General features: G+C 49.0%; 19 protein-coding genes and 2 riboswitches. Of the genes, 7 read left to right on the forward strand and 12 right to left on the reverse strand.

From position 1 onward, the window contains the following. Positions 1-30 precede the first annotated feature (30 nt). The 5 genes from ACFYU8_RS19415 to ACFYU8_RS19435 form a co-directional block, all read right to left on the reverse strand. Positions 31-603 carry a GNAT family N-acetyltransferase gene (locus tag ACFYU8_RS19415; RefSeq protein WP_390302314.1) on the reverse strand — a complete coding sequence of 191 codons (573 nt, stop codon included), beginning with the start codon at positions 601-603 and terminating at the stop codon, positions 31-33. A 97-nt stretch (positions 604-700) separates the two neighbouring features. Then, entirely contained in the window at positions 701-1,741 is a 1,041-nt protein-coding gene (gene mtnA, locus ACFYU8_RS19420) for an S-methyl-5-thioribose-1-phosphate isomerase (protein ID WP_390302317.1), read from the reverse strand. Continuing rightward, on the reverse strand, positions 1,738-2,967 hold the full coding sequence (gene mtnK, locus ACFYU8_RS19425; protein WP_390302320.1) for an S-methyl-5-thioribose kinase: 1,230 nt from the start codon (positions 2,965-2,967) through the stop codon (positions 1,738-1,740). The genes mtnA and mtnK overlap by 4 nt, the downstream gene beginning before the upstream one ends. A 134-nt stretch (positions 2,968-3,101) precedes the next feature. Continuing rightward, positions 3,102-3,246: riboswitch (SAM riboswitch) on the reverse strand. A 96-nt stretch (positions 3,247-3,342) separates the two neighbouring features. Beyond that, entirely contained in the window at positions 3,343-4,521 is a 1,179-nt protein-coding gene (locus ACFYU8_RS19430) for an anti-sigma factor (protein WP_390302323.1), read from the reverse strand. Continuing rightward, a complete protein-coding gene (locus ACFYU8_RS19435; RefSeq protein ID WP_390302326.1) occupies positions 4,521-5,039 on the reverse strand; it encodes a sigma-70 family RNA polymerase sigma factor in 519 nt (172 codons plus the stop codon). Before ACFYU8_RS19435 ends, ACFYU8_RS19430 begins: the two co-directional genes overlap by 1 nt. Positions 5,040-5,169: 130 nt before the next feature. Next, a riboswitch (SAM riboswitch) is annotated at positions 5,170-5,346 on the forward strand. A gap of 86 nt (positions 5,347-5,432) precedes the next feature. On the opposite strand from ACFYU8_RS19435, the gene ACFYU8_RS19440 reads away from it, so the two are divergent. The 4 genes from ACFYU8_RS19440 to ACFYU8_RS19455 are packed head-to-tail and all read left to right on the forward strand — an operon-like array spanning position 5,433 to position 8,498. After that, positions 5,433-6,647 (forward strand): 2,3-diketo-5-methylthiopentyl-1-phosphate enolase, encoded by a 1,215-nt coding sequence (locus tag ACFYU8_RS19440; protein ID WP_390302329.1) that lies wholly within the window; start codon positions 5,433-5,435, stop codon positions 6,645-6,647. Continuing rightward, positions 6,644-7,312, forward strand: a complete 669-nt coding sequence (locus tag ACFYU8_RS19445) for a 2-hydroxy-3-keto-5-methylthiopentenyl-1-phosphate phosphatase (protein WP_390302332.1) — start codon at positions 6,644-6,646, stop codon at positions 7,310-7,312. The genes ACFYU8_RS19440 and ACFYU8_RS19445 overlap by 4 nt, the downstream gene beginning before the upstream one ends. A gap of 3 nt (positions 7,313-7,315) precedes the next feature. Further along, positions 7,316-7,972: a methylthioribulose 1-phosphate dehydratase gene (locus ACFYU8_RS19450; RefSeq protein ID WP_390302335.1), complete on the forward strand. Its 657-nt coding sequence runs from the start codon at positions 7,316-7,318 to the stop codon at positions 7,970-7,972. Between the two features lie 13 nt (positions 7,973-7,985). Further along, positions 7,986-8,498, forward strand: a complete 513-nt coding sequence (locus ACFYU8_RS19455) for a 1,2-dihydroxy-3-keto-5-methylthiopentene dioxygenase (RefSeq protein ID WP_017251464.1) — start codon at positions 7,986-7,988, stop codon at positions 8,496-8,498. A gap of 69 nt (positions 8,499-8,567) precedes the next feature. On the opposite strand, the gene ACFYU8_RS19460 is transcribed toward ACFYU8_RS19455, so the two are convergent. The 3 genes from ACFYU8_RS19460 to ACFYU8_RS19470 are packed head-to-tail and all read right to left on the reverse strand — an operon-like array spanning position 8,568 to position 12,327. After that, positions 8,568-9,686: a Ger(x)C family spore germination protein gene (locus ACFYU8_RS19460; RefSeq protein WP_390302338.1), complete on the reverse strand. Its 1,119-nt coding sequence runs from the start codon at positions 9,684-9,686 to the stop codon at positions 8,568-8,570. Next, positions 9,683-10,783: a GerAB/ArcD/ProY family transporter gene (locus ACFYU8_RS19465; RefSeq protein ID WP_390302341.1), complete on the reverse strand. Its 1,101-nt coding sequence runs from the start codon at positions 10,781-10,783 to the stop codon at positions 9,683-9,685. Before ACFYU8_RS19465 ends, ACFYU8_RS19460 begins: the two co-directional genes overlap by 4 nt. Continuing rightward, complete coding sequence (locus ACFYU8_RS19470) at positions 10,780-12,327, reverse strand: spore germination protein (protein ID WP_390302344.1); 1,548 nt, start codon at positions 12,325-12,327, stop codon at positions 10,780-10,782. The genes ACFYU8_RS19465 and ACFYU8_RS19470 overlap by 4 nt, the downstream gene beginning before the upstream one ends. A 160-nt stretch (positions 12,328-12,487) precedes the next feature. Here ACFYU8_RS19470 and ACFYU8_RS19475 point away from each other — a divergent pair, with 160 nt between their 5' ends. From ACFYU8_RS19475 to ACFYU8_RS19485, 3 genes are read left to right on the forward strand one after another with little or no spacing between them, the layout of a single operon-like run. Then, positions 12,488-13,576 (forward strand): endospore germination permease, encoded by a 1,089-nt coding sequence (locus ACFYU8_RS19475; RefSeq protein ID WP_390302347.1) that lies wholly within the window; start codon positions 12,488-12,490, stop codon positions 13,574-13,576. Continuing rightward, positions 13,563-15,071 carry a spore germination protein gene (locus ACFYU8_RS19480; RefSeq protein ID WP_390302350.1) on the forward strand — a complete coding sequence of 503 codons (1,509 nt, stop codon included), beginning with the start codon at positions 13,563-13,565 and terminating at the stop codon, positions 15,069-15,071. Before ACFYU8_RS19475 ends, ACFYU8_RS19480 begins: the two co-directional genes overlap by 14 nt. Position 15,072: 1 nt before the next feature. Beyond that, on the forward strand, positions 15,073-16,224 hold the full coding sequence (locus ACFYU8_RS19485; RefSeq protein ID WP_390302353.1) for a Ger(x)C family spore germination protein: 1,152 nt from the start codon (positions 15,073-15,075) through the stop codon (positions 16,222-16,224). Positions 16,225-16,278: 54 nt separating this feature from the next. Here the strand turns inward: ACFYU8_RS19485 and ACFYU8_RS19490 are convergent, their stop codons facing one another. From ACFYU8_RS19490 to ACFYU8_RS19505, 4 genes are all read right to left on the reverse strand, one after another. Further along, positions 16,279-18,057, reverse strand: a complete 1,779-nt coding sequence (locus tag ACFYU8_RS19490; protein WP_390302355.1) for an acyl-CoA dehydrogenase family protein — start codon at positions 18,055-18,057, stop codon at positions 16,279-16,281. A 25-nt stretch (positions 18,058-18,082) separates the two neighbouring features. Then, on the reverse strand, positions 18,083-19,261 hold the full coding sequence (locus ACFYU8_RS19495) for an acetyl-CoA C-acetyltransferase (RefSeq protein ID WP_390302357.1): 1,179 nt from the start codon (positions 19,259-19,261) through the stop codon (positions 18,083-18,085). Positions 19,262-19,279: 18 nt separating this feature from the next. After that, positions 19,280-21,688 carry a 3-hydroxyacyl-CoA dehydrogenase/enoyl-CoA hydratase family protein gene (locus ACFYU8_RS19500; protein ID WP_390302360.1) on the reverse strand — a complete coding sequence of 803 codons (2,409 nt, stop codon included), beginning with the start codon at positions 21,686-21,688 and terminating at the stop codon, positions 19,280-19,282. Positions 21,689-22,056: 368 nt separating this feature from the next. Then, positions 22,057-23,178, reverse strand: coding sequence for an S-layer homology domain-containing protein (locus ACFYU8_RS19505; RefSeq protein ID WP_390302363.1), 1,122 nt, complete (start codon positions 23,176-23,178; stop codon positions 22,057-22,059). Between the last annotated feature and the right edge of the window lie 129 nt (positions 23,179-23,307).

The raw sequence follows: 23,307 nt of genomic DNA on the forward strand, positions 1-23,307 counted from the left end.
ATTGTCAATCTAAGCATACAGTTCGTTCTACTATTTTTTATCGGTCTTCCAGTCTAGCCATTCTTCTTTTAACAGGCTGTAAGTGGCATGATCTACGTAATGATCGTAAAGGAATTCATTTCGTCGCAGTATCCCTTCTAGTTGAAACCCTAATCGTTCCGGAATCGATCTGCTTTTGTCATTGTCCGTAGCAGCCTGAATCGTTACTTTTTCCAAATCCCATGACCCGAAGATCAGTACATCCAGATAGGTTGCCACTGCTTCTGTCATCAGGCCCTTGCCTTGAAATTGCGCACCCAGCCAATAGCCAATGGATGTTTTTTTGTTGATCCAGTCCACCGTATGTACGCCGATCGTTCCTGCCAAGCGACCCTGGTACCAAATACCGTAGTTGATGCCGCGATTATCGTTGTACTGATTGATCGTCGCTTGGATAAAGTGGCGCGAATCCTCTTCTTTCTTCGTGTAATTCAGCCACGGCAGCCATTCCATAAGATACTCCCGGTTCGAATCCGTAAGCAAAAATAACTCCTCAGCATCGGCTAATTCCAACTGTTTCAAGTGCGTATCTTCATTAATTGCTATCCGTTGTATCGTTTGCATACGAATCTCCCCTTTTCTTGGATATTTTACTAGAAAACGCCAAAACGAGCAAAGCGCCCGCCAGCAACAACCGGGCGAACGCTTATAAAAAGTTCTTTTATTTTTTGCTATTGCCGATCTCCTCCGGCTTGAAAATGCCTGTCTCCGTGACGATAGCTGTAATGTACTTCGCAGGCGTTACATCGAACGCAGGATTGTACACCTTGATATCGTCTGGAGCGACCTGTTTGCCCAAGCCATGCGTAATTTCTTCCGCTGGACGCTCTTCAATCGGAATATCTGCGCCTGTCGGTGTCTCCAGATCGACAGAGGACAAGGGAGCTGCCACGTAAAAAGGAATGCCGTGAGCTTTTGCTAATACCGCTACTCCATACGTTCCGATTTTGTTGGCGACATCCCCATTTGCTGCTACGCGGTCTGTACCCACGATGACAGCCTCTACTTTCCCTTGGGACATGACCATCGCCGCCATGTTGTCGCAGATGAGCGTCACATCAATTCCTGCTTGCTGCAATTCGAAAGCAGTAAGACGGGCGCCTTGCAGGACAGGACGAGTTTCATCTGCATATACTTTCAGATTCCAGCCGCGTTCCTTTGCCAAATAAAACGGAGCAGTAGCAGTACCGTATGCAGCTGTAGCCAATGCCCCTGGATTACAGTGCGTGAGAATTCCCATACCGTCATGCAACAGAGTGAGCAGATGCTCTCCGATGGTCCGGCATACTTCAGCGTCTTCCTTTTGAATCGCCAGTGCTTCATCGAGCACTGCCGCCTTCAACTCGGCAATCGACGCTCCGCTTTCTTTCGCAACACGAGCCTTGGTGCGATCCAACGCCCAGAACAGATTCACGGCTGTCGGACGGGAAGACCCCAGGTAGTCTGCCTGCTGGTTCAGTTCCTGCCAAAACTCGTCATAGTTACTCGCTTCACTGCCACGAACGCCCAGATAGAGCCCGTAAGCCGCCGCCATTCCAATCGCTGGTGCGCCACGTACTTCTAAGCGACGGATGGAACCCCATACTTGCTCGGAGGTGGTCAAGTTCAAATAAATCGTTTCTACTGGCAGACGCGTCTGGTCAAGCAAGACCAGTGCATCATTCTCCCACTTAACAGGTGCCAATTGGGTGCTGGTTGTCATACTGTCGTTGCCTCCTGATAGTAGCGTTCGGTCACAGTGCGTACAATGTCCGTAATATCTGTCGATTCGTCTATACCGCCACGACCGAGAATCAGCGCTTCTCCAATCGAGAGAGCTAAACGCTCTGCTTCTGCGCGGACCTTGTCGTCTTCAATGGCATTCAGGTCTGCTACGCCTGCCAAGCCGATGACACGGCGCAAGATTTTGCATCCGGCATAGCCTGCTGTATCTTGAATCAAGCGCTTCACGTAGCTTTGCCACAGTCCTTCGACATGGGCGCTGCGCTCTTTGGCGTGCTTGTGCCAGAGCTGAACGAATTGCGAAACGAACTCATTCCAGACATCCTCGACCGTTTCCAGTAAATATTCGCGGTACGCTTCCCGTTCTCCTTGATCTTTTTGCAAACCGTGCTGTCCTGCGTAGTTGAGTAGCAGATTGGCAATAACCGCCCCGATATCAAAACCGATTGGGCCGTAGTAAGCGAACTCCGGATCGATTGCTTTAAAGCTGTTTTCCGTGATGAAAATACTTCCGGTATGCAAATCACCATGCAACAGCGCTTCTGAGCGTGTGAGGAAATCGTATTTCAGCTTGGCGATTTCCAGCTTCAGCGGCCTGTTGTTCCAGATCGCCTCGACTTCCCGGCGAATCAACGGGTTGAAGTCGTTGGTTGGCGCATTTTCATACGGATCGGTAAAGACGAGATCTTCCGTTATTTTGCATAATTCTGGATTTATGAATGTTCCGACTAGCGATTTTTTATCGTACGGATGCGCGCCTAAGTCAGAAGTAAAGAACAAGGTTTGCGCGAGAAAACGCCCAATCTGCTTCGCGAATAGCGGGTACCGCTTCCCTTCGATCAGACCTTTGCGCATGATGATGTGGTCCCCGACGTTTTCCATGACTGTCAACGCGAGTTCCCCATCGAAATGATACACCTGTGGCACCAGGTCTGGAACGTATTTGTGCTGAATGCGGAGTGCCTCGCTCTCGATGCGAGCTCGATCAATCGTCAACGGCCAGGATTCTCCCACTACGCGGGCAAAAGGCAGTGCTTGCTTGACAATGACGCTCTTACCGGTAGTTGGCTCCTGAATGTCAAAAACCAGATTGAGATTGCCATCCCCGATTTCGCGGCTGATAAGCTCTGCTCCATCGCTAAAAAGGCCCGGTATTCCTTTTACGTACTCTACTGCTTCCTGCTCAGTCAATGCACGATATGTCATAATTACAAAACTCCCCTCTACGTATTTTTCCTCTATCTCAACTAGTTTTGTTTGTGTCCAGAGAGCAAAAAAAGACCTCTTTTCCCGAAGAAAAGAGGTCGTGTCGTCACGTGTAAAAAACCGTGTTGATGTCCCCCTTATCTTCCAGACCACTTTTGTTTCTGCAGGAATTAGCACCGTGCATGTCGCCTGTCAATCAGTCGCTGCTCGCGTCTGAATGGCGTCATGTCGGTTGCCGGGTATCATCGGGCCAGTCCCTCCACCTTCTCTGGATAAGGTATCCAAAACGTATTCGGTTTTTGATTTAGTTTGAATCATACAACCAACGCTTCCACGATGTCAACACCCTTTTGTGCAAAAATTCGCACCTTGCGATTAGTAAGTGTAATGTGTTCCCGATGCCGCTGGCCGCTCCCAATTCCACCAGTCTACCTTGCCTAAAAGCGCTGCAGTTATCGACTTTTCGGCCTTGAGCTTCAGCAGTTCTTTCGTTGGTCCGGTCAGGACGGCGCCGTAGATGCGCACTCCGTTTTGCTGCATGTAGTTGTATCGTTCTGTTATTTGTGGGTCGCTACGAAACAACAAGGTTCTACCGATATCGCGAGTCAAACCATCTTGCTCAGACAAGTACTTCATTTCGTTCAGATAAGTCGCCATCCGCCTATCCCCTTCCCCGTTTACAAGAATAGAACCACCATAATTCAGTTCCCGTTCTGCAAACCCCCATACTTCTCCAGGGCCTAACATCGCTTGTCCCTCTTCATTCTCTTTGCTCTCGACCCCTGTGTCTACGGCAAACCAAACCGTATCTTGTCCCGAAGAGGTAACATGCCGTGAAACCAATTCATAGTACTCCTCGTACGTCAGGAAGTGGTCAAAAGATATCGCAAGCTGCGAAACGGTTCCCTCTGGCAGCTTCTCCATTGTCGTCCAGGCAGGTGAAGTGCGAGACATCGTATCCTCCCTTGCCCCCTCTGTCGGATAACGGAAATATAGCTTCTGTTCCCTAACCCCATTCGGCCATTGCGGCCAAGCATTTATGTTCCACAGCACATTCGTACTTTCAAATCGGCCAGCGTTCTTTTCTTCCGCTCCAACTCTTTCACGCAACTCCATGCTGATATTGCCGTAGAATAACCCCACCTGTGAGCCACTACCGCCGACACTAACACCTGGCTGCGTAAAATTAACCATCGCCTTCGCGACACGGAAAATATCTTCATGCATCAGTGATCCGACCCAGCCATTCAAAAACAACAACAAGACTCCGGCAAAAAAGGGAAGCCCTATGGTGAATCCCGCGTTGGACAACCGACTTTTCCATTTTCCCCGACGAACAATAGCGCGCTGTTTTTCAGCCGACAGCATTTCAGGCTGTATTGGTTCCGCGATGTTCTCCCCCTTCTCTTCCCCCAACAAAAGCCTCTCCAACCGCTGTGCGTATTCCTCGTCAGCAGCTATTTCCTCCTCAAATTGTTTCGAATCTTCTTCCGCCATTTCCCCACGCAAATAAGCAAGCAGCCTTTGATCGCGTTTGTTCTCATCCTTGTTCATCACTGGCTTTCCTCCCTCCACATTTGCCGCATCTTTTGTCGTCCCCGAAACAAGGAACGCTTCACGTCTGCCAACTCAATCCCGAGCACTTCTGCCATTTCCGCGTAGGAAAATTGCATGGCAGACAGCAATATGACCTGTCTCTGCTTTTCCGGAAGTCTGGCCAATAAGTCATAGGCCACTTCCCACAGCTCGTTGTTCACAACATGCTCTGCCGGATCAACCGCAGCATCATCACGTCGCTCTGGCAGAGCTTCCACAAACGCAAATCGTTGTTTCCTCTTCTTGCGATAACCGTCCACGAAAGCGTGATAGGCCACCTTGAACAGCCAGGGCCGTACTTTTTCTCCATGGTAGTCGTCCAAGGAAGAGAAGGCGCGACAAAAAGTTTCCTGTGTCAGATCCTCTGCGAGCCTCTCATCACGTGTTAGCCGGAAAAGATAGCGGTAAATATCGTTTATATGCAGCCGGTACACATCCTCCAGACCTACTTTCCCAAGCCGTTCACACCCTTTCATCCCTTACCACGAAGGAATTGCCAAAAAGTTTCACCTTGGTCTCATTTTTCTGATATCCTGCTGCACATTCCCCGCAAAAACAAGGATTGACTCCTGACAATGAACGTCATATCATGGGGGAAACGAATAACTCTTATCGCGAGCTGGCTGAGGGACTGGCCCTATGATGCCCGGCAACCGGCGCTATACCATGAATCGTACGATGATAATGCGTACCATGGATAGCGAAACGGTGCTAATTCCAACGGATAAGAGTCGAGGTAGAGCATCTTTGACTCGTCTCGGCTACTGACCCGAGAGATGAGAGGAGACGAGACGCTTTCATAGTCGACAACCGCCTCCCCGCTCAAAGGGGAGGCTTTTTTCATTATTTCAAGGAGGATTAGACGTACCATGAGTGAACAACGTATCCTCGTCACCTATCTAACACAAGCAAAAGACTTGAACAAGAAAGCGCAAGCCATCGCTGTCGGTATGACAGTCGGTTCCTGGACGGACCTGCCGCTTGCCAAACAAGCTGAGTTAGCGCCGTATCTCGGAGAAGCCGTGAGCGCGACACCGCTTGCGACACTGGAAAACGGAGAAATACGCGGTCTGATAACCGTCAGCTATCCGACCCGCAATTTTACAGCAGACATTCCATCCTTGTTGACCGGAATATTCGGCAAACTGTCGATGGATGGAAAAATCAAGCTAATCGACATCGCTTTCCCTGATTCATTCCTGCAGACTTTCCCTGGACCGAAGTTCGGCATTGATGGTCTGCGCGAACGTTTAGGGGCACATGACCGTCCGCTCTTGATGAGCATTTTCAAATCTTGCCTGGGCCTTCCTTTTGATGACCTGAAGACGCAATTCCGGGCACAAGCCTTGGGCGGAGTCGATCTCGTGAAAGATGACGAAATCTTCTTTGCAGATGACCGCGCTCCTTTTATCGAACGGATCAAAGCGTTCAAACAAATCGCCCAAGAGACAGAAGCCGAAACAGGCAAGCCCGTCCTCTACGCAGCCAACCTGACTGGTCCTGTACATGAACTGAACGAAAAAGCGAAACGTGCAGTAGATGCGGGTGCTGACTGCCTCTTGTTCAACGTGCTGGCCTTTGGCTTCGATGCCCTGCACCGTTTGGCAGCCGATCCTGACGTACACGTACCGATTATGGCTCATCCAGCATTGGCAGGTGCTTACTATCCGTCACCTGACTACGGCATCGCCACCCCGCTTCTGCTCGGAACGTTGATGCGTGTAGCTGGGGCAGATTTGGTACTCTTCCCATCACCATATGGCAATGTCGCCCTGGATAAGACAGAAGCGTTGCAGCTCGCCAAGCATTTGACCGACCCACTGAATGGGGTACGCCGTTCCTTCCCGGTTCCGTCTGCAGGCATTCATCCGGGGCTGGTTCCACAGCTTTTTAAAGACTTCGGTCTGGATCAAATCGTCAATGCAGGAGGCGGAATCCACGGTCATCCCAGTGGAGCAACCGCAGGAGCAAAAGCATTCGTTGCCGCGATTGAAGCGGTCACCGCAGGGCGAACATTGGAAGAAGCCGCTACGACGTCACAGGAACTGGCGATCGCCCTGGAAAAGTGGGGTGGCGCACGATGAGCAAGAAGCTCGTCCTGTTCTGCGATTTCGACGGAACGATTACCGAAAAAGACAATATTGTAGCGATTGTCCGCAAGTTTGCTCCCCCTGAGTGGGAAGCATTGACGGAGCAGATCCTTTCGCAAAAAATAAGCGTTCAGGAAGGGGTCGGCAAGCTGTTTCAACTCTTGCCTTCTTCCTTGCGCCAGGACATTATCGATTTCATTGTCCATGAAGCGACCATTCGCCCTGGTTTTTCTGAATTTGTGAGCTATTGCCGCGAAGAAGGCATTGAGCTGTTGATCACAAGTGGCGGCATCGACTTTTTCCTGGAGCCCATTCTGGCACCTTTTGATCTCACCGATGTTCCGATCTACTGCAACGGCAGTGATTTCAGCGGAGAACGGATCACCATTACGTGGCCAAACGCTTGCGATGAGCATTGTACGAACGGCTGCGGCATGTGCAAGACGACAATCATCCGCCGTTACGATCCTGCAACCCATTTCCGTATCGTCATCGGCGACTCCATCACTGATTTGGCTGGGGCCAAAATCGCTGACTATGTGATTGCCCGTTCCTTCCTCGCTGAAAAGGCGGAAGAGCTGCAATTGCCGCATAGCAAGTTTGCCACATTCCACGACGTGATTCGCATTTTACAGCAAGTCCAACAGGAGGTTGTCTAATTCATGACCGCAACACTCGAACAACGTCTGGATGCCTTTCGCCGTCTGGATGACGCCAAGCTGACATTTGCCCGTCGGGACTGGTTTCCCGGCACCAGCGGCAATCTCTCGATAAAAATACAAAACAATCCCTTACAATTTGCCGTTACGGCAAGCGGCAAAGACAAAACCAAGCTATCCCCTGAAGATTATCTGGTCGTGGATCAAGACTCGCGTCCAGTGGATGAAACTGCGCTCAAACCTTCCGCAGAAACCCTCATCCACGCCGTCGTCTACAAATCGTACCCGAAGGCGGGGGCTTGCTTCCACGTCCACACTGTGTGGAACAACCTCATTTCTGAGCTGTACTTTGGACAACGCGCTTTCTCTATTCAAGGTCAAGAGCTGATCAAGGGACTCGGAATCTGGGAGGAAAACGCGCGCATCACTGTTCCGATTGTTGAGAACTTTGCCGATATTCCGACCTTAGCTGCCGAAATAGAAAAAGTGATCACACCAGAAGTTCCTGGCGTACTCATTCGTAACCACGGTATCTACACGTGGGGCGGCAATGACTTCGAAGCCAAGCGCCACCTGGAAGCTTTTGAATTCCTATTCGAGTATCACGCCCGCTGGCTGCAATTGCGCCAAGCAGTCGTGTCCACTACAACCACCAATTAAGGAGGAATAAACGATGGCACAAATTCGTTTTCACGACAACAATGAGTACATCTCAGCACCCGAGGAAGTTGTCTCCTTCCTAGACACCCAAGAGATCATTTACGAAAAATGGGGCGTGGATCGCCTTGATCCAAAGCACCGTGATAATTACAGCCCGACAGACGAGGAAAAACAAGAGATTCTCGACACCTTCAAGCCGGAAATCGATGCGATCAGCCAACGTCGCGGTTACTTGACAGCGGACATTATCGTCCTCTCTGACAAAACACCTAATCTCGACGAGCTGCTGGTGAAATTCAAAGGGGAGCATCACCACACCGACGATGAGTGCCGCTTCTGCGTCGATGGTCACGGCATTTTCGCCATCAAAGGCAAAGATGATCGCTACTTCGACGTCGAACTGGAACCTGGTGATCTGATCTCCGTACCACCAAACTATCGCCACTACTTCACCCTGATGGACGACCGCAAAATCAAGGCGATTCGCCTGTTCGTCACTCCTGCAGGCTGGGAAGCCATTTATTAAGAAGAATCTATTCATACGAAACACCCTGGCTCTTGATGATTGCCAGGGTGTTTTGGCTTTTTACTTCATTCACCTCACGACACCATTTCCCTTGATCGATACGTCAGGCACAAGATGGATCGTAGCCTGTGCAAAAGTTTTTGGCCAATCATCCTGTACCTTTTTGTATTCTTGATACTCATAAGCCCGTGCATAAAGACCGAAGCCAAAAGGATCTGCTTGGGCCTCCTGGCATTTTTTGATTAATCGGGTGTAATCCTTGTGTAGCTCATCGCTAATCATCCGCTCCATCTTTTTGTAGTCCTTATCCATGTTAAATGGAAACATCCTTTCCGATATAGACACACGAAATTGGAAGTTGATGTCGAAATGGAACTTCCCATCTCGATAGGACGTCTTCACTTTTTTCTTCACACCCTTTATAAAAAAGCTGATCCTATCCTTCACAATTTGCTTTCCATCTTGAGGCTCCTTAATCGGGATCGTTACGGATATCTCCCCTTGTTTTTCATGGAGCAGCGTCTGCAAAAGAATGGTATCCCGCGGCTCAATCAGGCCACCGTACGTTCCGTTTTCTTTTAACATGGCCGTCCCCACTACTTTGACCGCCCGCTTCTCTTTTTTTAGCTCTGTTAAAGTGGGTGTCATTCCTTTTTCAAACATTTGCCGATGGAGTTCCTGCGCCCTTGTCTTGACCGTCAAATTTCTTTGATTGGCTGTGTCAATCAGCGTAGTAACATGGAGAGCCAGACGGGGTTTATCCACTGGTTTAAAATCAAACAGCTCAGACAAAGGCCCATCAAGCACAACCATGCGAGCGTTGACACTAAACTTGGCATCCCGAAATACAACATCCAGCAATCGAAACCAGTCCGGGTGAGCTATCAGCTTTTTCCCCATGACGAGCACCTGAATTTTGCCCGATTGCGTCAAGGCCGTCACTAGCTCATCAAAACCCATTCTCGCCTCTCTCAATGTGGATGCCCGGATACCGTATTGCTCCGACTTTTCTTTTGCTTCCCGACTGAATACCGGACTTGTCATATAGTACAGAAGCTCGTTTTTTTCATTCAAATCTATTCCGACCATCAGTGCCAATGTGGCATCCTCCAAATTGACCCGATCCTTGCATCCTGCCAGCATCATAACCAACACGCTCGACAACAAAATTTGAACAAACGCCCTCATGCTTTTTTCCCTCCTTCTGCTCGCTTTGATAGCCAAATCGGCCCCCAAAGCAGTAAAGGAAGGACATAAGCAAAGCCTAATCCTGCCATGCTCCAGAGTTGTGTCATTTTTTTCAGGTCAATAAAAGATGGCGTATAAAACCATAACGCCACTGGAGTGAGTAAAAGGAGAACACGCAAATGCTTCCGATGATCCTTTTGGCCAAATAACTGACTGGATGAAAATACGCTGAAATAAATGTACGGCGCGGCAGTCGTCGACAATAAAAACAGATAAAAAGCGAGAAAAAGGATATCGATACGTTCCAAAAAACGGAACTCGATGACTTTCCATAAATTGAGCGTAGGCCATGTATACTCCGCTATTTCATCGGGGCTAAAGTAAGCAAAGCAAACGATGATCACAGACAGATTCACGAGCAATGTCAATGTATTCGCTACGACAATACCGAGAGAAGCATATTGCTTTTTTTGCAGAAAAGGGTAGGCGAAGTAGGCCAGCTCAAAACCTAGAAAGGAGAGTATCGTGGATTTGCTCCCTTCCCAGATTGGCTGCCAGCCCTCTTTTATTACCGGCAGCAAGTTTAGCCAATGAGCCTCTCGAAAAGCGGTCGTGAGAAAGAAAGGTATCCATAAAGTAATGTAAAAGACTATCTCAGCGTACCTTCCGATCGCACGAAGCCCGCCCTTGACAACGAGATAACTCGGTAGCGCGAATATGATAACGATGACGTATCCGGATGTCTGAGATAAGAGCCACACATTAATGATACCAGTGGCATTCGCGATCAAAACTACAGCAGCGATCCCGCAATAAATGGCCATCAAAGCAATAGCGACACGACCGAGCCACTTGCCCAAGATCAATGGAAAAATATCAATGATAGACTTCTCCGGGTAACGCTTCATCATGCTTGTGATGACAAGGCTGACTAGAGTTGCCGCTAGCCACCCGATCAACAGCGATATCCATCCGTCAGTGTCTGCTTTCTCTGCTAATTCTCTTGGGATTGTCAAAACTCCGATTCCAATTTGTGCGCCATGAATAAGCAAGATGTACTGGAGGATGCTAATTTCATTATACGTATACTTTTTCATCCTCCGTCCTCCCTTGGACGGTTATCCCCTTGTCTTTGTTTTTGAATCGCCTCGGTTGACAAGGGACGGTCTTTCATTTTCCACAGTGGCAGGCGGATAAACAAGTCTTTCCAATCCGCAAAGCGTACAGGAGCGAGAGGGCTCCCATAAGGTACCCCTAACGATTCTAGCGAAATTAAATGGCCAATCAGAACCATAAGTCCCACGACAATCCCAACGACCCCGAACATCGCTGCAAGTATCATCATAAAAAACCGGATAAGCCTAACGGCCGAGGCCATATCATAGTTTGGGATAATAAAGGAGGATATCGCTGTAAAAGCAACGACGATCACCATGATATTACTGACAATACCTGCCTGAACGACTGCTTGCCCAATCACGATACCACCTACGATCCCTACTGTTTGTCCGATAGGAGCTGGCAAGCGGATCCCTGATTCACGGAGCATTTCCAGCGTGAGCTCCATGACCAGCGCCTCTAGCAAGGGGGGAAAAGGAACCTTTTGGCGGGACTCTCCTACAGACAAAATCAAATCGAGTGGGATGACCTCATAATTGAAAGAAATCAACGCAATGTAAATCGCAGGCAAAAAAGTAGCAATCAAGAAAGCCAAGTACCGAAGCAAGCGGATGAACGTAGCGACAGGCCAGCGCGTACCGTAATCGTCAACGTTTTGAAAAAAGGAAACGAAAGTAGCTGGACCGATTAATACGCTTGGTGATCGATCCACAACGACAGTAATCTTCCCTTGCAAGATATGAGAGGCGACTGTATCTGGCCGTTCTGAAGTCAAAAACTGTGGAAACAGAGAGTAAGGATTATCCTCGATATACTCTTCCAGTTCAGACGCATTGAGAATCGAGTCAACTTTGATGGTCTTGAGCCGATCTTCTAGCTCCTGTAATACTTCCGGATTCGCCACATCAGCCAAATAGATGATCGAGAGCTTGGTAAGGCCTCGTTCTCCCAGCCACATTTCTTTTATTTTCAATTCACGGTTGGGAATATAGCGGCGAATGAGGGCAATGTTCTGCGTGTCCGTTTCGACAAACCCCTGGTGTCCGCCCTTCAGCGCAGCCTCCAACTGCGGGTCTTCTATCGCCCGCTGCGGCCATCCATTCGTTTCGATCACAAGCACTTCTTTCCGACCCTCGATAAACAAAAGACTGCTCCCAAGCAAAATCTCGGTTTCTACTTTCCGAAAGTCGTAGGCAACTGATACCTTTCCGACAGATAACAGGTCAAAAACACTCGTTTTCTCACCCTCTGGATGTGACAAAAGTGGACGAAGCACATTATTGTTAATCGAGTTTTTGTCAACCAAGCCGTTCAAGTAGACGAGTGTAACCATGCTATCTATCTGCTGGGACGCAAACGTCCGAATGACCAAATCGGGTGTCAGCGTGAAAAGCGCATTCAGCTCGGCAATGTTATCGCTCAATCGCTCACTGACCTCACGAACACGGATAGGCTCACTCGAGTGGCTCATCCTGTCTTTGACAGATGTCTTTTTTCTTCTCAGCCACCCTCTCATCGCCATCTCCTACAGCTCCCGCCCTTTTACGAAGTATGTTCCATTAGCGTTCGTGAGAGCTTCCCAAAATATGCATGCAACTTGGCACATCCTGCCGCTGATTCGAATAAATCCCAACGCCCTGCAAATACTGTTGAGAGTACGAGATTACTTTGGCGGGAGAATCATGAAAAACGGATTATCTTTTACACAAATCGTCGTCATGCTGCTGTTAACCAACGGATTGATGAACCATGTCATCGTCATTCCGATGATGCTAGATTCAGCCAAAAGAGACTCCTGGATCTCGGTTCTGTTAGCTGGTCTGCTGTACTTATTGTGGACAGCCTTACTCTATGGGATCTATAAAAAAACGGAGCATGAACATCTATTCCATTGGATCAAAAAGACTTACGGCTTCCCGCTCTATTTCGTATTGGCTCTGCTGACATGCGTCTACTGCTTTACAATCGCCACTATGACGATGACCGATACGATTACGTGGGTCAATTTATCGTTTGCTCCAGAGACACCGCTTGCGGTACATACGATCTTGTTTGCAGTCCTTTGTCTCGTCAACGCGATGTTTGGAATCCGCTCCATCGCAATGACCTCTTCTGTACTTTTGCCATTCGTCGTCCTTTTGGGATTTTTCGTGATGTCTACTAACTTTCCAAACAAAGATTACAGTCTACTCCTCCCTATGATGGAAAACGGGATTGCCCCTGTTTTACGAGGAATGATGTATGCGGGCACAGGCTTTGTCGAACTGATCCTCCTTTTATTTATGCAGCATCACCTTCAATCGAGAGTGCCGTACTATCAATTTTTCATTTTGGCGTTTGTCATGATTGGCCTCACATTCGGGCCAACCTTAGGTGCTATTGTAGAATTCGGTCCGGATAAAGCCGGAAAATTGCGCTATCCTGCCTATGAAGAATGGCGACTCGCCAATATTGGCCTATATATCGAGCATCTCGATACCCTGAGCATATACCAATGGTTTAGCGGTGCCTTTACGCGCATTTCTCTCTCGCTTTTGCTGATTGTCGAAATACTGATGATTCCGTATGGAAAGAAACGGATTTGGTGGTTAATCGGGCTCTTTTTCTTCTCATCTGCCCTCTCCCGCTATCCCATAAGTGCGATCCAATTTTACAGCCTGTTATCGAAACAGCTTTTGCCCAGTCTTTTCGTATTGGCCCTGTCTCTTTCCATCGTTTTTGCTCTCTTGACAGCCTTCGCCTCTAGGAGGAAACAACATGACGAATCGTAGGTTTGCCAAGGTCAAAGGGTACACGCCAGCAACAACTGTTAAAGAATTGCCTTCGATTTCGCTACAGGCATTTCAAGATTTGTTTGAAGACTGCAATGACGTATGCATAGATACGCACACCCTCGTCCCAGGACACTCTCCCACTCGCGTGCATTTTATCTACGCCGACTGCATGTGCGATTTGAACCAAATCAGCGAGTATTTGATGCCGCAGCTCATGCAGTTTTTTGTGAACGAAGAAATCCTAGATGCAGAGGATTTATTTGAAAAACGGCTCTTTTTCATGAATGAGCTGACACAGCCGACGAATGTTGATTGGATATGCAGACACGTTTTCTCCGGTAATCTGTTGATGGTGTTTGAAGACTTTCATACTGTCTATTTTGTAGAGACGGGGAATCCCCCCCGACGCGAACCTGAGGAAACCAATACCGATGCATCGATTAGCGGCCCTCGCGATGGATTTACGGAAGAAATCAATACGAATCTGGGTCTGATCCGCAAAAGGCTTCGGACGTATCAGCTAAAATTCGTTCCATATATCGTCGGGAGCCACACTCATACGCGCATTGGTTTATTGTATTTGCAAGACCAAATCGATCCGATTTTTTTGAAGGAAATTCACGACAGAATGGATTCGTTTGATAGCAAGGGCATTGTGAGCGGTATGCAAGTAGAAGAACGGTTATCTCGATCCCCCTTTACTCTTTTGCCAGAATTTCAGTACACCGGAAGACCCGATTATGTAGTGAACGCTCTTTTAAAAGGTCGGTTTGCCATATTGATCGATGGCTCTCCCATTTCATTAATTGGCCCAGTTAACTTTTTCATGCTGCTAAACGCTGCCGAGGATACGAGCTCATCAGTTTTTTCCGTAGTGTTTGTCCGTATTCTGCGTATGGCCTGTGTGATCATTGCGCTTTTTTTACCCGGCCTTTGGATCGCGCTTATTACCTATCATCAGGAACAGCTTCCCTACACCTTGATTGCCACCATTGTGAAGTCGCGACAAGGCGTTCCCTTGCCAGCTGCATTGGAAGTTTTGCTCATGGTGCTCTTGTTTGATTTATTTAAAGAGGCTGGTTTGCGCTTACCTCTATCAATTGGTCAAACACTGTCCGTTGTTGGAGGCCTGATCGTTGGACAAGCAGCGATATCGGCCGGTTTGACCTCCACAGGTAGTCTTGTCATTGTCGCGCTCTCCGTAATGGCTACCTTTACGTTATCGAATCAACATATCGTCTCGTCTGTTACTCTGTTTCGGTTCGGGATATTGCTCTTATGCTCCCTTCTCGGGATGTTTGGGTTCATGATGTCGCTTCTGGCAATGGTTCTGTTCTTTTCCAACATGCGCTCCTTTGGCTTGTACTATTTATCGCCGCTTGCCCCGACCTCTTGGCCTGACTTGTATAAAACACTGTTCCGCACACCATGGCGAAAAGTAGAGAAAAGCCCTGAATTCCTGCATGATCCCCAAAAAAGGAAGGGCTCCTGATATGGCTCGCATCCGCGTAATGGCTGTGTTCCTCCTCCTCCCGCTCCTGCTAAGTGGCTGCTGGAACGCACGTGAAATTGAAAATCTGCTTTATGTCAATGCACTTGGGGTCGATTATGTTGACAATAAATTCGAGGTGTACGCCCAAATGCTAAGCTTCTCTACCATCGCCAAACAAGAAGCGGGAGGAGAAAGATCTGCAAGCGGGGTGGCCATTGCAAAAGGAAGCGGCGACTCTTTTGTGAGCGCCCTTTTTAGTCTGTATCCCGCGAATCAGGAGCAAATGACTTGGAGTCATATTCGTTCCCTAGTTCTCAGTGAACAGGTATTGAAACGCCCGCTTCTTGATCAAGTCATCGATGAGCTCGACCGGTTTTACGAATTTCGTTACACCATCTGGACGTATGTGACCAAAGATCCACTGATGGATATTCTTACGCCCAAGCAAGTATTCAACCGACCTGTCATTTACTCGCAATTGTCCAATCCACAGGAGCTTTACAAGCAAAACTCGGTGATTTACCCGATGAAGCTGTTTCAATTTGTCAGCAAAAGAGATGAACCCAACAAACTCGTCTATTTGCCTATGATTTCTATTAACAGAAAGACCTGGTCGGAGGACAACAAACCTTTACCCCAGCTTAAAATAACCGGTACCTACATGCTGCAAAACAAGGAGGTCAAAGGTTGCTGGCCGCGCTCTGAGTTGCTCGGATTGCGCTGGATAGACGAGCATACCAATCGATCGTTGCTGACCGTAAAAAAGGGCAAACAACCTCTGGCAAATCTCGTCCTGCAAAAACCAAAAGTAAAGATACAGCCGCTGCTGCGAGACAATCTAGTCACGTTTCAGATCGATGTGGAGCTGCTGGGCTTCATACCGCTATACCATCACATAAGCCCCGTTCGGGAAATCGAGAAAGAAGCCGCGAAAAAAATCGAAGAGGAGATTCGGGGGCTATACGAAAAAGGACGGAAGCAACAGATGGACACGCTCCAACTGGGGCACACCCTTTATCGCAAATATCCGCAAGAATGGAAACGGATGCAGCAAAATGATGTGCTACCGCTTCAGCCGTCTTCTCTAGGGGCGGTGAATGTCAAAGTGACGATTTACGATGGCGGGATTTCGAAGGTGAAGCAAGTGCGTTAAATGCGAAAGGAGCAAAGCGTTGAACTTTGCTCCTTTCCCTATTACTGTTTGGAATTACACCACATACGCTCCCGCTTCAATGACACGATCCGCAATGGAACGTTTCAGTGCCACCGTGTTGATCGGTGTGCGACGGGTCAGCTTTTTCAGGATCGAGAGACGCAGACGAAGCTCATCGCCCTCTTCCATCACCGCCAATGCTTCTTTCGCCCAGCCTTCGATACGGTCAAATGCCTCATGCACATAGACAGCGGTCATTTCCAGCTTTTGCTGCTCTGCTTCAATGCCATTTGCCGCGATCGCTTTCTCTGTTCGCTTCACGATGCTGTCCATTGCATACAGCTCGATCAGCATATCAGCCGCGAATGCCAAGAGCTCCTGTTCTTTGGACATCTCTTGTTGGTATTTCATCAACGCAGAACCCGCCACCATCAAAATGATTTTACGCGTGATGTTGATGAAATGCTTCTCCATAGCCAGAGGAGCCTCTTCAATCTCTTCTGGATAATAGCTCATCAGCTCTGCTTGCAGACTGCCTGCTGCTTGCATAAGTGGCAGCTCGCCTTTCATCGCCTTTTTCACGAGCGTATCTGGGATGAGCATGCGGTTGATTTCGTTCGTTCCTTCGAAAATGCGGTTAATCCGCGAGTCACGGTACATGTTCTCGATCTCATACTCGGACATAAAGCCGTATCCACCGTGGATTTGTACGCCTTCGTCCACGCAGTAATCCAGAACCTCAGTAGCAAATACTTTATTGATCGAGCATTCGATTGCATAATCGGCAATCGCCTTCGCAACCTCCGCGCCATCATCCGCTTTTTCACCCAAGCGAGTTAACGCTGTATCGAACAGACCCACTGTCCGATAGACAGAGCTTTCAGCCGCATACGTTTTCACTGCCATGTTCGCCAGTTTGTTTTTGATTAAGGTAAAGTTGGCGATTGGCGTTTTGAACTGCTTGCGCTCTTTTGCGTAGTTCGTCGCGATTTCCACTGCTTTTTTCGCAGAGCCGACCGCGCCCACCGCGAGCTTGTAACGACCAACGTTCAAGATGTTGAACGCGATCACGTGACCTTTTCCAGGCTCTCCGAGCAGATTAGCTACTGGTACAGCTACATCTTGCAAAATGACCGTGCGTGTCGAGGAGCATTTGATCCCCATCTTCTTCTCTTCCGGTCCAAACGAAACACCTGGGAAGTTACGCTCGACGATAAAGGCAGTAAATTTCTCTCCATCAATTTTCGCGTATACGATAAATACATCAGCAAAGCCAGCGTTTGTGATCCATTGCTTCTCGCCGTTGAGAATATAGTGCGTGCCGTCTGCGGAGAGTGTCGCTGTCGTTTTCGCACCCAGCGCATCTGAGCCAGATCCTGGCTCTGTCAGGCAGTAGGCAGCGATTCGTTTTCCAGACGCCAGATCAGGCAGGTAGCGCTGTTTCTGATCCTCGTTTCCAAAGTATACGATCGGCAGTGACCCGATTCCGACATGCGCGCCGTAGCTGAGTGCAAAGCCGCGAGCCAGCGAGAACTTCTCTGTCACAAGTGCTGTGCTGACTTTATCCAGCCCCAGTCCCTCGTATTTCTCCGGAACGTCTCCAGCCAACAGACCGAGCTCCCCAGCTTCCTTCAACAGACGAACTGAAATATCAAACTGATGGTTTTCAAGCTCTTCCAGATGAGGACGAACTTCATTGTTGACGAAATCCTCCGTCGTCTTGGCGATCATCTTTTGCTCGTCACTGTACTCTTCTGGCACGAATACATCATCAGCTGAACCTGCATCAATCAAAAAGCTTCCACCACGGATCAAATCTTTTATTTCTGCCATAACTATCCCTCTCCTTATTTTGAAATTAGATCATCTCAAAAACGCCAGCGGCTCCCATTCCACCACCGATACACATCGTGACAACTCCGTATTTGCCGCCTCTGCGCTTCATTTCGTTCAAAAGCTGAACGGTCAGCTTGGCACCACTGCAACCGAGTGGATGCCCTAATGCGATTGCCCCGCCATTTACATTGACCTTTTCAGGATCGAGTCCCAGCTCGCGAATGACGGCAATCGATTGAGAGGCGAACGCTTCGTTTAACTCAAACAGATCGACATCCTCCAAGCTGATTCCCGCCAGCTTCAATGCTTTTGGAATCGCGACAACCGGACCGATACCCATGACGTCAGGGTCTACGCCGCCAACCGTAAAAGAGCGGAACTTGGCAATCGGCTCGACACCCAGCTCGGCTGCTTTTTCGGCAGACATCACAAGAACTGCTGCCGCGCCGTCGCTCGTTTGCGAGGAGTTTCCTGCCGTTACGCTGCCTTGCACATGAAAGACAGGCTTGAGCTTGGCTAGTGCCTCCATCGTCGAGTCCGCCCGCGCTCCTTCATCCTTGTCGAAAATACGTTCCTGGACGTGAACCTTTCCTGCTTCATCCACAAAATGCTGTTTGACTGTCAATGGTACGATTTCATCCTGGAATTTCCCTGAGGTAATCGCAGCCGTCGCACGCTGATGGCTTTGCAGAGCAAAAGCATCCTGATCCTCACGAGAAATGTTGTACCTCTTCGCTACTTCTTCAGCCGTATGGCCCATGCTCATGTACGCTTCCGGCTTCGTTTCTACCAGAGTCGGGTTGAGTGCGATTTTGTGACCGAGCATCGGCACCAGACTCATGCTCTCCACCCCGCCAGCGACAACCACATCGGAGCTGCCGACCATGATCTGCTGAGCAGCGTAAGCAATCGTCTGCAAACCGGAGGAGCAAAAGCGATTGATCGTGATTCCTGATACATTTGTCGGCAATCCGGCACGCAGTCCGATCAAGCGAGCCATATTCATGCCTTGCTCAGCTTCCGGTACAGCCGTCCCTATGATGATATCCTCGATATCAGCTGGATCGAGCTGTGGCACGCGGCGCAACAGGTCGCTTACAACTGCGGCTCCCATATCGACCGGGTGAAAATCCTTGAGACTTCCTTTTTTCGATTTACCAATAGCGGTGCGGGCGCCCGCGACAATAACTGCTTCTCTCATCGTTATCCCTCCCTCTCCCTAGTTACGCAAAGGCTTGTTTTTGGTCAGCATGTGCTGCATCCGTTGCTGGCTTTTCGGCGTCTTGATCAGTTCGAGGAACGCTTGCTTTTCCAGCTCCAGAATGTAGCTCTCTGTCACTTCTGTACCCGCTGGCACGTTACCACCTGACATGACATAGGCAACTTTGCTTGCAATCAGCTCATCATGCTCGGAAATATATCCACTCTTCTTCATTGCATAAATGTTTTGGCGCAGGTTCGCATAACCAGTTTCTCCGATGACGCGAATTTTGCGTGGCGCTGGCGGCGTGTAGCCCTCTTTGTCCATTGTGAGCACCAGTTGCTTCGCATCGTATAACAGATGATCGGCATTCACGCTGATGCGGTCAGTCGGTCGCAGATACCCCAGATTGATGGCTTCCTGACCACTGGTAGATACCTTTGCCATGGCAATTGCTTCAAACGCTTTCGCCACGAACGGGAATGGATCGACTGGCACGCTACCTCCCTCATGAACGTTTTCCATCGCTCTAAACAGCATTTCCTTCGTACCGCCACCACCAGGCAGAAGCCCTACTCCCACCTCTACCAGGCCAAGGTACGTCTCTGCCGACACCTGCACGCGATCTGCGAGGTAAACCACCTCGACACCGCCGCCCAGCGTCATGCCGAACGGTGCTGCGACGACTGGACGATGCATGTAGCGCAGTGCCCGTGCTGTTTTGTGGAAGTTGCTGACGAGCATGTCGAGCTCCAGCCAGTTTTCATCCTGTGCTTCCATCAACGCCATTGCGAGATTCATCCCGACGCAGAAGTTCTTGCCTTGATTACCGATGACCAGACCAGCGAAGTTCTTCTGCACTTCCTCTGCGGCCTGACTCGCCATGTGCAGAACATCCATCCCGAGTGCATTGTGCGGGGAGGTGAATTCCAGACATGCGACTCCATCTCCCAAATCGATCAAGGCAGCACCTACATTTTTCTTGATCAGTTTGCCTTGCTCCTTAAGTGCTGCCAGATTGATGTTTTCCTTGCTCTCTTCGACGTCCTTGTAGGTGCCTCCGATGGAAAACACGCTGCGCTTCCCTGGCTCTTTTTGATAGAAGGAGGTTTTCCCACTCGCGAGTAGCTCCTCGACGAGTGCCGGAATCTTCTCGTTTTCCTCACGCATTCTTGCCACTGACTTTTCGAGACCGATGGCATCCCATGTTTCGAATGGCCCCATCTCCCAGCCGAAGCCCCACTTCATGGCCTGGTCAACAGAGACGATATCGTCTGCGATCTCATGAGCCTTTTCAGCAGAGTAAAGCAGTACCTTTTTGAAGACACTCCAGACGAACTCACTGCCCTTGTCCTTGCCGTATGCGAGCATTCTCAACTTCTCAGGCAATGTCTTGGCTGTTTTGGCTGCTTCGAGGGAAGGGAACTTCGGCCTCACACTTGGACGGTATTCCAGCGTGTCAACTGACAGCGCCAAAATCTCTTTTCCTTTCTCCGTCTTAACTTGCTTGAAAAAGCCTTGACCAGCCTTTTGCCCGATCCATCTTTTCTCCACCATTTGCAGAACGAATTCCGGCACTTCAAAAACTGAGCGCTCCTGCTCATCCGTGCTTTTGTTCCTGACGTTACCCGCCACATGCACGTACGTATCCAGTCCGACGACATCGAGAGTGCGGAACGTCGCGCTTTTCGGACGGCCGATGACCGGCCCTGTCAACGCATCTACCTCATCTACCCCAAGCCCCAGTCGCACCATTTCGTGGATCGAAACCTGCAATCCATATGTACCGATGCGATTCGCGATGAAGTTAGGCGTGTCCTTGCAAACAACCATTCCTTTTCCGAGCACATGCTCACCAAAATGCTTCATGAAAGAGATGACTTGTGGGTCTGTATCAAGACCTGGGATCAGCTCCAACAGTTTCAAGTAGCGTGGCGGGTTAAAAAAGTGTGTGCCGAGGAAATGCTTGCGGAAGTCATCAGAGCGTCCCTCTGCCATTTCGTTGATAGAAACCCCGGACGTATTGGAAGACACGATTGTCCCTGGCTTGCGATGCGCTTCTACCATAGCGAAGACGGTTTTCTTCACTTCGATATTCTCGACAACTACCTCAATAATCCAATCGACCTCGCTCAAGCAAGAGAGATGATCTTCGAAGTTACCAACTGTAATCAGGTCAATGTTCTTTTTATCGTAGAGCGGCGCCGGTTTCTCCTTCAAAAGTCGGTCACGGCCCGCTTGTGCTATCCGGTTTTTCACCACGCTATCAGACAAAGTAAGTCCTTTTTTACTCTCATCTGCTGTCAATTCACGCGGCACGATGTCCAGTAAATAAGTGGGAATACCGACGTTGGCTAAATGTGCTGCGATCCCAGCGCCCATGACGCCTGAACCGAGAACTGCCGCCTTGCGAATTTTGCGTTCCATCTCCAAATCCTCCTTTTAAAAACCTAGTCATGGCTTATTCATGGTCAAAAGAATGGCTTCGCATCAGTGAATACCTAATATTCAGACTAGCAGAGTATTTATAAAACTTCTACTTCTCCAAAGATATTCCTGTGCACATCCGCTCATGTCTCGTATTGAATGAATGCTCATTCAGTATGTGGGTTAAAAAAGGACATCCCACGTTTTGGCTGTCTTACACGCCCGGAGATGCTACGCTCCCACCAACTGAATCACCGTTCAGTTTTTATTGTAATCGAAAATTCTGTCAGTTGCAATCGTCACTTATCGCTTCTTTGTATAAAGAAAGGAAAAGAGGCACTCCGTTGTCCAGTGCCCCTTTTTCTGTGCTACTTTTGCGAGTAAATTAGCGTGGTGATCTTACGTCCGTATGCATTGGACGCGTCTTCTTCCAATCGGTATTCAATCTGGAAGTCTCCATTTTTCAGGTCTTGATAATGAGCAATGATCCAGAGGGCTTTCGAAATGTTTTCGTCGGCCTTGACCGATACTTTTACCGGTCCGTTGTAGGTGGGCACTTGCTCCAGCTTTGCCATGCTTTTGAGTGCATCGTCTGTAAAGACCGCAGACAGATGCTTCTGATTTTTCGTTTCGTACGCCAAATTCGCTGCTCGTAAAAACACCTGCGCGATGTGCTGCTGATTCGCAGGCGAACCACGGAACTGCGAAGCTACGTCAATCCGGTAATAATCAATCAGTCGATCCATCACGACCACGTATTCTGCACGCGTCAGGATCTTGTTCGGTGAAAAGGTCTTGTCCGCGAGAAACAGATTGAATTCCCGGATGGCCAATGGGTACGGTGAATATGTATCCCGATAGAATCGGTCGCGCTTCCATTCGTAATGGCTCTTAAAGTAAGAGGCTGTATCTTGTGGTTTAATATTGGCCGTACGGAATTTTTGCGGTGCCAGCATATGAAACAGGATCAAGCTGGCCTCTTCTTTCGTCAATGGCCACTGCATCCCGGTACTGGACATCCACCAGTCCGGATTTTCCTTCTCTTGTTTTTTCATCAGGTGCCCGGTTTCAGCCAAATATAGATAGTACAGCATCCGGTCTCCTGGATCAAACTTGCCCAGATCATCCGTCTCGATTCTCATCATGGTCTTCAGATTACTCAGCAGTTGATCTACTTCCCCCCGGAGTAGATAGCGTTGATCCAGATTTGGCTTCCGTTCTGGCTTTTCTATCGGACCATATACCGTCTCGAATACGCGATTCAGCATAACCAAAGCTTCGCCTCGAGTAATCGGCTTGTTTGGGTAAAAAGGCTGATATCCCTTCCTCTTTACGATGCCCAGATCCGCCATTTCGTCGATGTACTCACGTGCCCAATGTCCCTGTATGTCCGTATACATGCCAGGCGCAGCCGCATTCGCACTCCCTGAAAAAACGCTTTGCACCACTAGCAGTGCCAAGAGAAAAACGATAGCAAAACGCTTTACCATGACTTACGATAACTCCTTTCTTTCCATGATCGTTTCCTTACTCCCTTTTTTGGGAATTCGTCCCCAGTAGCATCCATTCCTGCCATATTGGTCTATTTTCCTGGGTCTGATCTCTCCCTTTCTTGTATC

It is taken from the genome of Brevibacillus sp. NPDC003359, from assembly GCF_042878995.1.
In the GTDB taxonomy this organism is placed as follows: domain Bacteria; phylum Bacillota; class Bacilli; order Brevibacillales; family Brevibacillaceae; genus Brevibacillus.